Origin of the sequence: Nitrosomonas nitrosa, from assembly GCF_003051105.1 — a bacterium.
Lineage (GTDB): Bacteria > Pseudomonadota > Gammaproteobacteria > Burkholderiales > Nitrosomonadaceae > Nitrosomonas > Nitrosomonas nitrosa.
In genome coordinates this window covers 28982-42893 of the sequence record NZ_QAOO01000010.1, presented here as the reverse complement: position 1 = coordinate 42893, position 13912 = coordinate 28982, and the positions used below count along the sequence as shown (strand labels likewise).

Sequence of the window (13912 nt, the reverse complement as noted above, 5' to 3'; positions counted from 1 at the left end):
ATATGATCTATCACGAGCAAGCAATAAGATTTGAATGCGCTGATGATTCTCTATTCGGGATTCTGAGCATACCCGACCAACCAATATCACGCGGTGTGCTAATTGTGGTGGGTGGCCCACAGTACCGCGTGGGAAGTCACCGCCAGTTCACTTTGCTAGCCCGCCATCTAGCTACTGCAGGCATCCCGGCAATGCGCTATGATTATCGAGGAATGGGGGATAGTGAGGGGGAAATTAGAACATTTGAAAACATACATGACGATCTACATGCAGCAATCGATCAGTTCTTCCTAGCTTTACCTCACCTGAAAGAGTTAGCAATTTGGGGTTTATGTGACGCGGCGTCAGCTGCGCTTTTTTATGCCTATCAAGATCCGCGTATAGTTGGGTTAATCCTACTTAACCCATGGGTTAGAACGGAACAAAGCGCGATAAAAACATATATAAAGCATTACTACGCTACACGTCTGTTTCAGCCGGACTTTTGGAAAAAAGTGGGTAGTGGCCGATATAATCCAAAAGTAACTCTCCGCTTTCTATTACAGTCACTGTTTACGCTCACGAGAAAAGGAAGGAATGAAATTCCATCCAATGATTCACTTCACAGCGACGCCAATCACGCGCCATTACCTGAACGCATGCTTGCTGGACTAAATCGTTTTACAGGAAAAGTATTTATCATTACAAGTGGCGATGATCTTACTGCGAAGGAATTTCTAGATTTAATCAATCAATCCAGAGATTGGGATAAAGCCTTAAAAATCAAAAAAGCAGAATGCATCCATTTACAGGATGCAAACCATACTTTTTCTAGTAGTAAGTGGCGCAATCAAGTAGCCACACTGACCGAGAATTGGGTTAAGTCATGGTAGAGTGTGCTGCGTCAGAAAATTCTCTCCTTTTACTGTAAATCATAAATACGATCTGTCAACAGCTAAAGAAGTCAACCCTAAAAGACCAAATATAAGCGCCATGACGAGTTTCAGATCTTCGTTGTTCTATGTATACACCTCGAAGTATTCAACATTTATTATTTATTTTATAACCACTATTATACTGGCGCGTATACTTACCCCTGAAGATATCGGTATTTATACCGTCGCCTCCGTGTTTGTCGGGCTCGGTCAGGTACTTAGAGAATTTGGCATCAATAACTATATTATTCAGGAAAAAGATTTGACGGCCGAGCGTATCCGCGCCGCCTTTACTCTGAATTTACTGTTTGGTTGGGGTATTGCACTCGTTATGTACTTCGCTCGTACCCCAATAGGAAATTTCTATGAAAACGAAGCCGTCAGTGATGTAATAGGTTTATTGTGCATCAATTTCCTGCTGGTTCCGATAGGCGCGATCACATTTGCTCATATCCGGCGCGAAATGCGATTTAAGCATACAATGATTATCCAAATCGGCAGCTCACTCGTTTCTGCGGTAGTTGGCGTCTCTGCTGCACTGGCTGGAGAAAGTTATCGAAGTCTCGTCTGGAGTGCAATCGCCGGCACGTTGACAAGTGTACTCCTGACACTTGTATTTCGTCCTCCGGGTGTATTACTGCTTCCTGGTTTTCGTGAAATTCCCCACGTGTTTACCTTCTGCCGCTACGCAGGCTCAAGCACACTCATCTCGCATATGGGTAATAGTGCACCCGACCTGATTATTGGAAAAATACTGGATATGAACGCTGTAGGTATATTCGGCCGTGCAGTGGGCGCAATTAGTATCTTCAGCAAAGTTATTATGGAAGGGCTCGTAGGGATTATGTTTCCCCGTTTTTCTAAACAACACCGCGATGGAGGAATCGATAAGCATCAATATCTTATACTATCATCCAGCATTACTGCATTGGCCTGGCCTTTTTATGCAATCCTCGCCCTATTATCTGAGCCAGTAATCTATATATTGTTTGGTAAAACCTGGCTAGAGTCCGCGCCTATTTTAAGCATTCTCTGTATTAACGCCATACTTTTATATGCAATATCATTAGTCGACCAAGTTCTGATTTCAACAGGTCGAATTCGTATTTCCTTTCGACTTAATGTCACAGTTCATACACTCAATGTCATAGCAATCTTGCTTTCCGCTCATTATGGCTTGATATGGGTTGCAGTTGCTATGACTTGTGTCAGCATAATTAAACTTGTTATTTACCAAATTGTGGGACAACGAGCCTTAGATATTGGCTTTTCTTCGTTTGCCACTATTTATCGTAAGAGCATGCTGCTAACGGTTATGACGTCGATACCATCTCTCGTAGTGATACTGATGGGAGGTAATGCATCATTAATTTATCTCCCCAATATGCTTATGCTCATTCTAGTTACCGGGCTTAGCTGGATAGCAGCTGGTTGGCTGCTCAAATTACCTTTATTCGACGAAATAATTAAAATTTTATCTCATATAAATCGATATCGTCTGAATGGTAAAAGTTAATCGACACCCTAAAGAAATTAACTTAGAAGCAGTCGTAAAATGAAGATTAATATCGACTCTAAATATTAGAACTATCAATAATTTACACCAGGATAATCAATATCAAAAAAATTAAATCATATCAAGATAGCTACCGTTAAATTTTTGCAAGCTCATCTTAATCAAATGATTTACTTTTGAGACCCCGTGCCTGTATTGATTGTTGATCAAATTGGGTTAATGCAGAAATCGTACTGCTCACCCAATATTTTCACTTATCTATGAGGATCGAGAATGTCATATCTGAACCAGGTTGGATCAACCACACCGCTTAGTGTCGGTGTATATATGCCACCAGACATCCCACAAAGTTTCAGAGTTTACTCAGAAAATGTTCTTGCGCAACTATCGCCCTTTGGCATCAAACCATTACCTTTTGACAGCGTTGGAACACTACCACGAAATGCAGATGTACTATGGGATATTCGCTCCGGCGGCGGTAATCCTCCGCCAGACTTTCTAGTCGGGATGGACACACCTCCTTTGGTCGTCACTATACATGGCTTGGCACCCATTTCGCTAAAGGGCTGGGAATATTTTACTGGCCTAAAAGATAAACTGCTCGCCAAGCACTATGCAAGAGGCAAGCAAAGAAAGTGGGTTCATATTCGACATCGGATACATTCTGTAATTGCAGTATCAAATTTCACCAAGAACGAGGCGATTGCCTTTACGGGCATTTCTGCTGATCGCTTCGTGGTTTGCCACCATGGCGTTGATTCGAAAATATTTCGACCAACATCAGGCGCAAAAACAGAATCTTATTTCTTTCATGTTTCGAATGATGAGCCACGGAAAAATATTCATCGTATTGTTAATGTATTCATTCGCCTGCGGCGTAAATATCCAGTTGAATTAGTGCTCAAATTACCCCGAGAAGCATTATCGAAGTATCAGGGAATAGAAGGCGTTCGTGTTATAACCGGTTATCTCAATTCAGAAGAACTTGCCGAGTTATACCGGAATGCACTCGCCTTTGTTTTTCCATCGTTGTATGAAGGATTTGGGATGCCTATCCTGGAGGCTATGTCTTGTGGTTGTCCAGTAATCACATCGAATGTCAGCGCATGCCCGGAAGTCGCTGATCAAGCAGCACTCATAGTTGATCCTCGTAGCGAGGAAGAATTAGAAACTGCGATGGCGGCTTTTTGCAATGAAGAAAATCTATATACTCGCCTTGCCAGCGCTGGTTTGCAGCGTAGCAAGCATTTTTCGTGGGTATCCAGCGCTACCTGTCATGCACGTGTCTTTTTTTTAGCAGCACAGTCTTTGCGGTGAGTGGAGGACAGGGTAGAACCAGTTGGAACAAGGATTATTGATTTGATTTCTTGAAGGAAAAATACCAGGTAGTCAACAATTACTTTTAGTGCAATAGTCAGCCTTTAAGGGCAAAGTATTTGAAAGAATTGATGAAGTGAATAGCATAGTGTGTTTTAAATGTTGATTCCATCAGCCGATGATAATTTTTCTGAACTAAATGCTCTTATGTCTGTGGCTGACACAAAAGATTCTGATGTCTGCCAAGATCAGCCTCTGAATTAACTGGAGTGACCTCGCCATTGATGTCAATACGGCTTACCTGATAATTTAAATCATACCAAAAGTTCAAAATATCAGCTGAAGTGCACCCCGCACGGTACAAATTATCTTGGTCCAATTCAATCAGAACGACAGGTCTGAAACGTTTTAATGTCGTTACACCTCCCAGTAAAGCATTGTATTCTGAGCCTTCGATATCAATTTTGATCAGATCAATGCGAAAGATATGTTGTTCCTTCACAAAATCATCGAGTTTAATGAGCTCTATTTTTTCATTGAATAATTTTTCAGCAATAGCGGTATTAGGATAAAGGCTAGCTGCCCCACTATTGTTAATCATTTCATCTGTAGACGGCCGATAGAGCGTGGCAGTGCCGGCTGCGTTATAAAGACCTTTCTTTATCAAGGTAACATTAGCAAAATTGTTGAGAGATAAGTTGTATGTTAGCCGTGCACAATGATGATCACTAGGTTCAAATGCGTATATTTGACCAGCAGACGCTATTTTGGCACCCACTAAAGTTAATGAGCCAATATTGGCACCGATATCAAAAAAGATCCCATCGCGGGGTAAGTATTTGTATATTAAACGTAGCACACCTTCGTCAGCCTCCTGAAATCCCTGCCAGAAAAGCTGAGACTCGATATGATCAGAAAGTTTTGTGCGTACTCTAATCGTTTTTTCGATCGTAGTTACAAATTCACAATCTTCCTCTACTGTAGCAAAGTGATTACGTACCCGTATCAAATATCTCCACAGGTAGGGGTGAAGAAACCTGTGGGTAGTTAAACTACGCGTAAGAGGTTGCAGCAATTTTGGCAGCAATGCATTAATCATAATAGATCAACTAAGGTGTAAGAGTTTTCGAAAATAATGGCTATTCTGGTCAAGCATTTTACAGCGATCCAATCAAATTGCTTTTATTAAGTTGCACCATATCAGCAGCCCCAAATTGAATTGGATTTCTGAAATGTAAATTGAAGGCGCTAGACTAGTAGACCATATCTGCTAGTCTAGCGCCTTATCTCTTACAGGGCCGGTCAATTTGCATTGAGCCATGCCCTCTCACTCACGTTCACCCTGAAGATATTTTCGAAAAAATGCCAGCACCCTGGTTTCATATTCTGTCGGCGCGTGTGCATGAAGGTTGATATGGGCGGCATCTTTAACAATCCACAACATTTTTGGGTGATTAGCGACTTCGTATAAGCGATGCGTATCAGATAGGGTCGTATGACGATCATCCGCGCCTGACAGGATCAACACTGGACTATGCAAGTGCGGTAATTCAGTAATGGGCCGGAGATGATCAGCAGAAATACCTAGTCGAAGCGGAAGTTGCCAAAGAAAGAGTGGGGTGAACAGGCGGCTGAATGGGCCGAGCCGCTTCTCGAGTCTTCGAAGGATCGCTTCATCAATAGTAGGATACATCGACTCCAGTACCACCGCACTGGGAGTAGGTGTCGATTTCGAGAGCACAAATGAAACCGCCCCTAACGATACGCCGATGACTGCAATCTTGTTTTTCGGGTACCTTTCTGCTAAATAATGCATGACAGTTCTCACACCTTCTGCCTCTCGGTAACCAAAAGTAATGTGCTCGCCGCTGCTTTCTCCATGAGCGGGCAAATCGATGAGCATGACAGAATAGCCCGCTTCTGAGAGAAACCTGGCACGTCCAAGCATTTGACGCCGATCGCTGCGCACACCGTGCAGCAGCAAGACTACACCCATTTCAGGCTTCCCATGCACAAGCCAGCCAGCAACCACATTACCGTGCCCGTTTTGCAACACGACCGTTTCGGCAGACAGATCAACTGGTGCGTCACCAACGATACGATGAGCGGGTCGAATTAGCTTCCCCCCTACTTGGATTGCCATCCCTATAATTACAACGACAACAATGACAGCCAAAATTATTAAAACAATAAGGGAGCGGAACATGATCTTTAACAATCTACGCCTGATACTAATTCACTTAACTACTCAACATGACCTGCAAGATGCGCATCAATCAGCGGTGCAATTTCTTGAGCATGCGTCTTGGCAAAATGATGATCTCCACCGGATACAATGTGTAATTTGGCATACGGGATCAGAGCAGCCAATCGCTGGCCTACACTGACAGGACTGATTGGATCGGCATCTCCCCATAACAGCAAGGTCGGGACGCATATGCTATGAAATTGAGGTGTCAGATCCTCATCATAATCAGAAAACCAACGAGGAAAGGATGCGTTTGTAGCATGAATCAACGGCCGCCAATTGTGTGCGCCGAAACTCTCTAGATCCATTCCCCCCGAAGTCGCTGCCAATACTAAATGAGTAACCAGCTCGGTCTTTTCGGCTATCGCCTGCACCGCAATCACACTGCCCATCGATTGAGCAATCACAGCAACTGGCTGGTCGATCGCTGCTACAACCAGGCTAACGAGATCATGCATGCAGTTCACCCTGGGATCCGGCGGTATCGGGCCGAAACCCGGCCATTCAAGATAAACTTTATCTGCAGGGTAGGCAAGCCGTTCTGCCACAGGCAACCAAAACCGTGCGTCCCCCGATGCGCCGGGAAGAAATAAAAGTTTAGATGGCATTACATCACTTCCAGGAATTTTGGATTGACAGATTTATTAGTTAATTTCAGCGCTTCGGGCTTTATTCAATGGGAGTCTATTTCTGTCACTTCACAAAGCACAACACTTTGCATGAATTACGAAAACCGTTTTGACTTACCCTTATCCATAAAAGGACGATTATGTTGAGTGAAACTTACGGGATAGTTTGATTAAACAAAAATCACCTACCCTTTCTCATTTACCGGAACTCACCATGCACACCCTCAGCTCAAGTACGTAATCAGTAATAGCCACTTCGAATTAATTGCAATGCACTGGGCGGCCACAAATTAATCGCTACCATCATAAATTTACACGTAGCCGAAGAGATCATCCACTAAGTAGAAACTGGAATCACCCTTTGGTGACCGAAACCATCGTTGTGTCTGTAAACAAAAGGAAAGATGCTGGGGCGTGATGGTTATGTCCCTTCAAACACGGTAAGCGATCTAAGGATTATTAATGGAGATCGAAAAAATTTGAGAAAAGAATCCTATTTTATCTACCCCCAGCAAATGCTTGGGGGTAGATGGCTTCCGCCACAACTAATGAGGGGATTTAGGACCCGCTTCACGCATATGACTTATAGCTTCTTCGGTATGCTTAGTACCTTCATCGGCATGCCCCATTTCAGCGTGTTTGATACCTTCTTCAAGATGTTTAATGGCTTCGTCCATATGTGCATCAGCCCCTTCCTTTTTGGCGGCTTGAGCATGCACTAGACTCTCTTTTGCATGCTCAAGCAACTCTTTTGCATGCCCCATTTTTCCATGTTTTACAGCTTCCTCCGCATGCTCCAATGCTTCCGCCGTATGACCTTCATCGCCGGCAAAGCTGTGGGTATTCATGAAAAACGCTAACATTCCAATTGCAATCATAGTCGATAATGCTTTCATGACCATTACTCCTTTCTTTGTTTGAGATTAATGATGTCAGAACATTCTTGGAAAGTCCGTGCTGTCCAATTTCTGGACTGTCATGGCAAAAATAAGTGCCCGATGCCTATCACAATTCACAGCACGTAAGCTCTTTATAGCATATATTGCAATAAAACAATATGACTAAACGCTAACAAGTTGTACAACCAAATAAGGGTAAAAATGATATTAGTGCGACGTCAGCATTCACCTGATACTGAAATAAGTATTCAGCATCCCAATTCCCTAGCCTTTAGCCATGAATTTTCCCTTCCTGCAAGGTTTGGAGCGAGATTTTTTAATCTGTATCCGTATGGATGGATCTAACGCCTGACTGTTCCATATGCTGAAGTGCCCCTTCAGTATACTTGGTTGCTTCTTCGGCATGATCCATTTCAGCATGCTTGATAGCCTCTTCTAAATCTTTAATAGCTTGATCCATATGCGCATCTGCACCCGCCTCACTTGCTGCTTTGGCGTGCACCAGGCTTTCTTTTGCATGCTGGAGTAATTCTTTAGCATGCCCCATTTTTCCATGTTTTACCGCCTCTTCTGCGTGTTCGATTGCTTCCGCTTTATGCTGCAAATCATCTGCATAAAGTGACACGCTTAAGAAAAATGCTAACAATCCTATTGCAAACGTAGATAATATTGTTTTCATGACAATTGCTCCTTATTTTGCTTAAGATTTATCAAGATCAAAACATTCTTGGCAAAAAAGCTACCTATACATACCATACTGCCTACGTATTATCGTGGGAAATTAGCTTATTTGATACTAACTAACCAATTACCCTTGCACGCACACTCTTTATAACATACCCAGCAAAAAATACATAATGCCCATATTGATAATCTAGCCCTATAACCAATCAATATAAATTGCATCCATTCTCATTTTTTTATTTGTAATCACACTGATCCTAGATTCAGCCGTTAATCACTAATTTTTGAGGTTAATATTATGAATATTCTATTTTTTAGAATAATTTTCACACCTTTCTGGCGCTACCGCTTCGGGATGGATTGCTCGATTTTGCGAGCACATGGTTTCGTTGCGACGCATTGGAATAGAGCGACTATTCAGCGTCATTGCGCATCGCCCTACACTCGTGAAATCGGAACACGCCACCCCACCCATCAGAGGACTCTAGGATGATCAGTCTAACTGGATAAAACCGTGAGCTACACCAACACACTTGTAAATTTACAATTTTATAGCCTGCTCATTTCCTAGAAACCGAATTCCGTCCACTCACGATCATGTTACAAAGACTTACTTTACTGTTCCCGCTCTGGACGATACTTGTGAGTATCTTTGCCCTATTTTGGCCAGAATGGTGGGCCCCCCTGAATCAAGGCTCGCTGATGGTATTGATATTGGCTTTTATCATGCTGTGCATGGGGCTGACGCTATCCTTTGATGATTTTCACAGAATTGTGCACATGCCGAAAGCAGTAGCAATCGGTTTTGTCGCGCAATACACCATCATGCCTTTTCTTGCATGGGGAATCGCATATGCGCTCGGCCTGCCCCCACACTTTGCCGTCGGTCTAATCCTGGTTGGCTGCTGTCCAGGAGGAACAGCCTCGAATCTCGTCACGTATATCGCTAAAGCTGATGTCGCGCTTTCGGTAGTCATGACCGTCTGCTCCACATTAGCTGCAGTCATACTGACTCCGCTGCTCACCGAGTTGTTTGCGGGAGCATTGGTACCCGTCGATACCTGGATGCTCTTCAAGCAAACATTTCAGGTAGTGATTATTCCTGTCGTCTTGGGTGTACTGCTCAATCGCTGGGCACCCACACTTGTGCAACGCGTCATGCCCGTTGCTCCCCTGCTATCCGTCCTGGGGGTGTGTGTAATCTGTGCAGTAGTTTTTGCCGCGAATGCAGAGTCGATTCTCAAACATGGCTCTGAATTGATTCTAGCTGCTGCGTTGTTACATGGAGGGGGGTTTCTACTGGGCTATCAGCTTGCCCGTATCGTTGGTTACTCCAACCAAAGCGCACGAACAATCTCTGTTGAAGTAGGCATGCAAAACTCTGGGCTAGCCATCGTTCTAGCCAAACAGGCTTTTCCGCTACTGCCATTGGCACCGGTCGTTGGCGCAGTCTCTGCCGTGATGCATTCCATACTTGGAAGTCTATTGGCCGTCAGATGGCGAATCCGGTTACCTCAGCACACGGTGCCTTCCAACAAACAAAAGTAACAAATCTTTTATTTTGTTCAGCCTACATTAACGCACTTTAAGATAGAGTTGCCATAGTCAGTTGATATCCTGCCAGCATATAAAGGCAACGCCATGAAGAAACTATTACTGCTCATTGCCATTGTAGCGTGTTTAAGTGGCTTCCGTGCGCCCAATGGCAATATTATTTCCAAAGGTGATTATGTCGACAAATTGTTAGCCAATTTAGGTGAGCCTCATGCACGTATCCACCTTGGCACTTTCCGCTACCCCGGCAACATTTACGTTATCCGTGAAGCGTGGACATACAGAATAGGTCAATATAACCAACGATTTATTGTTGAAAATAGCCGGATTGTTGCAGATGACTGGTCAAGGTTTTAATAAAATCATCATTGGCTTATTCACCCAATCCCGTTAGCGCAATTTTGCTCATCAAACCAAAATGGCTTATCTTTTTAGATTCAGCCACGCACTCTATTCATACGCTGATCTACAATATATAAATAGATTAGTGCGCTCGCTATAGCAGCAAAAAAACACCATACAGAAGCAAATGTTTCTCGATACGCGTAAAAAGAGACAAAAAAGCCAAGTGTTATCATTGCCCCGGTTATGTTCAGCAACCGATTGCTTGAAAGAATGAAAGGAACACAGGTCGCAAATAAATACATACCGAGTACAAACCGTTGCCCTTCCACATCATGGGCATAATGAATACTGTGATTGACGATAGAAGCAATAACTGGCTCACTCAGCAAACCGATGATGGTATAGGCTGCCAAGCTAATACCAGCCACCATCATGGAAGCGACTACTTTTCTAACTGATTTATCCATCTCTCCTTGATAGATAGCGAAAGGCGCATAAAAAGGCCATACCACACCAATAAAAATGCCATATAAATTTGCCAACCAGAATTGCATTGGTGGTTCTTCCCCACTTTCCAATGTAAGCCACAGCAATCCTTCTGTTAGCTGCTGAAACGCAAAAAGGAGGGGAATGCATGCAATGAATACATCTTTTTTGTCATTCACTTTCCTGATTGCCCCCGCACCAACAACCAAAAGTGTACCACTGACAACGAAACTCGCTTCTGCTGAAAAACACATAGGGTAGGAACTACCTCAAAAATGGATTGGTAAATAAAATACCCAACAGTATCGATAACTGTTAGGTATCTCGGTGAGCCCTACTCTACAGATTAAGGAAGGTAAGTGTAGCTTGTGGTAGAACGGCAAAAAATGCTATGGCATATTAACCTATCTTGTTCACTGCTGATTTCTTGCTAGCTGATACCGTTTTAGTCTAGTAAACCATGATCATCGCGACCCAATATTCGACCTGGATTCAATGACCCATATCAAGCATTCTTGATCTTGCCATCTTCCAATTCCACCACACGATCGGCAATATCCAGGATTCGGTAATCGTGTGTGACCAACAGGATGGTGGTTTTTGATTCTTTAGCCAATCGCTTGAGAATACTCACAGCTTCATGACCGCTTTGTTTATCGAGAGAAGCAGTCGGCTCATCGGCCAGTACGATTTTAGGTTGCCCCACCAAAGCCCTTGCAATGGAAACACGCTGGCGCTGTCCTGCTGAAAGTTGATCTGGCAGGTAATTCAGTCGTTCTCCTAGACCCACGGCACGCAGCATCTCTGCTGAATGTTCGAGCCGCTGCTGCTCGGTCATTGAGTTTTGCATCTCTAAGGTCATACTGACATTTTGCAACGCGGTAAGCGATTTCAGCAGATTATGCTGCTGAAAAATGTACCCGATTTGTTGCCGAACGCTTACTTTGATCTGTTCTGTGCTGTTAATCAACTGCCGATCGAGTACCATCACACTGCCGTGATGAGCTTGTCGCAATCCACCGATGATAGTCAAGAAAGTCGTTTTACCGGAACCGGAAGGCCCGGTCATCAACACGATCTCACCTGTATGGATTGAAATCGTAATGTTTTTCAATACGGGCTGCGTTAGTGCACCACTGCCGAAGCTAAAACTCAAACCTTGTACATCGATGACGATTGCCATCAGAACATATCGGCCGGATTGGCCGATTTCAGTTTGCGTATAGCCAGAAGCCCGGCTGTGGCACACATGGAAAGGATAAATACAAAAACAGTCAAGACCTTACTGATATTCATCGGCATGGGCATGAATGTTTGAGATTCAGCCAGCTGATATAGAAAAATGGATAAAAAATAACCGGGTATAAATCCCAAAATGGCCAGAAAAAACGCAGAAGCAAACACTACCCGAACAAAATAGCCGTGTTCATACCCCATGGCTTTTAATGTGGCGAATTCATTGCGGTGATTGGTAATATCGGTAAATAGAATCTGATAAACGATCACCAAGCCCACCACTAACCCCATTACCGTGCCAAAGCCGAAAATAAACCCGATCGGCGCAATATTGGCCCAATAATTCATCTCATATTCTAATAACTCTTCATAGGTAAAAATATTCACGGACTCATTGAGCCGGCTTCTCAATTCATTTTGTGTCTGTTTAATCGATGTATTAGGCTGTAGTCTGATTACGCCCAAATCGATATCGCTAACATTTCTGTTTGGAAAAATGCGCATGAAATTCAAGTCACTGGTTATCACATTACCATCGGAAGCAAACGACACTCCCAAACGGAAGAGTCCAATGACCGTAACTTTGTAATCATTAATTTCTGTTGTATGCTGCCCGGCCATCAGCAATTGACGCATCGGCCCAAATTCTGGGCGGGAAAATTCATCAAATAACACCGTATCCTTGAGACGCAATTCGGTCTGCTTGTTTTTGAGCCCTGTGAGATCAAATATCATCGAATCAGGATCCAGGCCGTAAACCATCAGGGTTCTTTTGATCTGAGTCTCGATATTCTTGAAAGGCGCAAGCGCTGAATAAAGCGGGTACACCTCGGCGACAGCCGCATGGCCCAAAGTGCGCATCAGTTCGCTGCGTTTGAACTGAACTGGGCGCCACATCGCTTCACTCTGCTTATGCATGAGAAACAGATCCCCGTTTAATTTGACCGGGGCGGAAGCCGCGCTGGCATACAAGGAATCCCGGAAACCCAATTGCATGAACACCAACACGCAGGCGAATAACACGCCGCTAGTAGCTGCAATCAATTTAGTTCGGTCAAAGATCAACTGTCGCCAAGCCAGGCGCGCAGGAAAATAAAACCAGGCAATACCGTTCATGGTGAGATCCGTACCCGAACCTGCCGAAAAATTTGATGCTGTAAATCATTAACAGCACTCGTTTCAAGTGTCAAACGCACTTCGATGATGCGATTATCTCTATCTGCCAGCGGATCTGTATCATTCAGGTCATTTTTCCTAACCAAGAAGCCCAATTCTCTGACCTGAGCACGATAGCTCTGCTTGAAACCAATCGCATCAATACAGCCCGCTTGGCCTATCCTGACTTGAGATAGATCTGACTCATAAACCTCGGCGACGACATCGAGTTGGGTTAAATCGGCCATGTGCAGTAAGCCTTGATCACCGATACGCTCACCTGGCCAAGCAAGAATTTTCAAGACTGTTCCGGAAATCGGTGCATAAATAAGCGTATTATCCAATTCAGCCTCGGTAACCTTCAGCTCAGACTGGGCATTGGCAATTTCAGCAGACAAGCGTTTTATATTGGCCTCGGATTGCTCAAATGCTAAACGTTTAGCATCAGCTAGCGAAACAGAAGCCATAGCACTTTGCTCAAGTGATTGGTAGCGCAAATGCTCTTTTTTATTAAAAGCGAGTGCGACTTGTTCGACAGCGCGCTGTGCTTCCAGCACCTTGATGCGTGCTTTGACAGATTCCACTTCCGCCTTCTTTTTGGCATGATCAGAAAGAATCGCCAGTTGATCGCCTAGCTTAACCCGATCCGCTTCCTGAAAAAAAAGCTGCGCAACACGTGCGCCTTCTGGACCTGCGTTATGGGACACTTTGATTACCCGGGAGCGTGGCTCGATACGGCCCAATGCACCAATTCCCTGGTCCGTATCAAACCTACACTGCATCTCAGCATATACACTGGCGCTCGAGAAAATAAAAATTGCGATGAGGAAAAGATAGTCATTTTTCTTAACACACATAAAGAACTTCACAATCCGAGTTGAAAAACATGTTTTATTGAACGGATTCAAGAATCGGTCAGCCACAACTTT

14 protein-coding genes are annotated in these 13912 nt (G+C 43.9%); 5 read left to right on the top strand and 9 right to left on the bottom strand.

Features of this window, described 5'->3' with window-relative positions; all coding sequences use genetic code 11:
- Positions 1–2: 2 nt before the first annotated feature.
- From C8R30_RS07230 to C8R30_RS07220, 3 genes are all read left to right on the top strand, one after another.
- Positions 3–872, top strand: coding sequence for a hydrolase 1, exosortase A system-associated (locus C8R30_RS07230; protein ID WP_107789869.1), 870 nt, complete (start codon positions 3–5; stop codon positions 870–872).
- 121 nt (positions 873–993) lie between these two features.
- On the top strand, positions 994–2430 hold the full coding sequence (locus tag C8R30_RS07225; protein WP_177182324.1) for a lipopolysaccharide biosynthesis protein: 1437 nt from the start codon (positions 994–996) through the stop codon (positions 2428–2430).
- A 273-nt stretch (positions 2431–2703) separates the two neighbouring features.
- On the top strand, positions 2704–3747 hold the full coding sequence (locus tag C8R30_RS07220) for a glycosyltransferase family 4 protein (RefSeq protein WP_090669046.1): 1044 nt from the start codon (positions 2704–2706) through the stop codon (positions 3745–3747).
- Positions 3748–3952: 205 nt separating this feature from the next.
- Here C8R30_RS07220 and C8R30_RS07215 read toward each other — a convergent pair whose 3' ends face one another.
- From C8R30_RS07215 to smbP (C8R30_RS07195), 5 genes are all read right to left on the bottom strand, one after another.
- On the bottom strand, positions 3953–4846 hold the full coding sequence (locus tag C8R30_RS07215; protein WP_107789868.1) for an FkbM family methyltransferase: 894 nt from the start codon (positions 4844–4846) through the stop codon (positions 3953–3955).
- A gap of 228 nt (positions 4847–5074) precedes the next feature.
- Positions 5075–5890 carry an alpha/beta hydrolase gene (locus C8R30_RS07210; RefSeq protein WP_181258716.1) on the bottom strand — a complete coding sequence of 272 codons (816 nt, stop codon included), beginning with the start codon at positions 5888–5890 and terminating at the stop codon, positions 5075–5077.
- Between the two features lie 101 nt (positions 5891–5991).
- Positions 5992–6603, bottom strand: a complete 612-nt coding sequence (locus C8R30_RS07205; RefSeq protein WP_107789866.1) for an alpha/beta fold hydrolase — start codon at positions 6601–6603, stop codon at positions 5992–5994.
- A 566-nt stretch (positions 6604–7169) separates the two neighbouring features.
- A complete protein-coding gene (smbP, locus tag C8R30_RS07200) occupies positions 7170–7520 on the bottom strand; it encodes a small metal-binding protein SmbP (protein WP_090669034.1) in 351 nt (116 codons plus the stop codon).
- Between the two features lie 319 nt (positions 7521–7839).
- Positions 7840–8202 (bottom strand): small metal-binding protein SmbP, encoded by a 363-nt coding sequence (gene smbP, locus C8R30_RS07195; protein ID WP_090669032.1) that lies wholly within the window; start codon positions 8200–8202, stop codon positions 7840–7842.
- Between the two features lie 602 nt (positions 8203–8804).
- Between smbP (C8R30_RS07195) and C8R30_RS07190 the strand changes: the two genes are divergently transcribed.
- Positions 8805–9755, top strand: coding sequence for a bile acid:sodium symporter family protein (locus C8R30_RS07190; RefSeq protein WP_107789865.1), 951 nt, complete (start codon positions 8805–8807; stop codon positions 9753–9755).
- Between the two features lie 93 nt (positions 9756–9848).
- A complete protein-coding gene (locus tag C8R30_RS07185; RefSeq protein ID WP_107783713.1) occupies positions 9849–10118 on the top strand; it encodes a DUF2845 domain-containing protein in 270 nt (89 codons plus the stop codon).
- 80 nt (positions 10119–10198) lie between these two features.
- Here the strand turns inward: C8R30_RS07185 and C8R30_RS07180 are convergent, their stop codons facing one another.
- From C8R30_RS07180 to C8R30_RS07165, 4 genes are all read right to left on the bottom strand, one after another.
- Positions 10199–10846: a DUF6629 family protein gene (locus tag C8R30_RS07180; RefSeq protein WP_090669024.1), complete on the bottom strand. Its 648-nt coding sequence runs from the start codon at positions 10844–10846 to the stop codon at positions 10199–10201.
- Positions 10847–11097: 251 nt separating this feature from the next.
- On the bottom strand, positions 11098–11775 hold the full coding sequence (locus C8R30_RS07175) for an ATP-binding cassette domain-containing protein (RefSeq protein WP_090669021.1): 678 nt from the start codon (positions 11773–11775) through the stop codon (positions 11098–11100).
- Positions 11775–12944 carry an ABC transporter permease DevC gene (gene devC / locus C8R30_RS07170; RefSeq protein ID WP_107789864.1) on the bottom strand — a complete coding sequence of 390 codons (1170 nt, stop codon included), beginning with the start codon at positions 12942–12944 and terminating at the stop codon, positions 11775–11777. The genes C8R30_RS07175 and devC overlap by 1 nt, the downstream gene beginning before the upstream one ends.
- Complete coding sequence (locus C8R30_RS07165; protein WP_107783711.1) at positions 12941–13840, bottom strand: efflux RND transporter periplasmic adaptor subunit; 900 nt, start codon at positions 13838–13840, stop codon at positions 12941–12943. Before C8R30_RS07165 ends, devC begins: the two co-directional genes overlap by 4 nt.
- Positions 13841–13912: the final 72 nt, after the last annotated feature.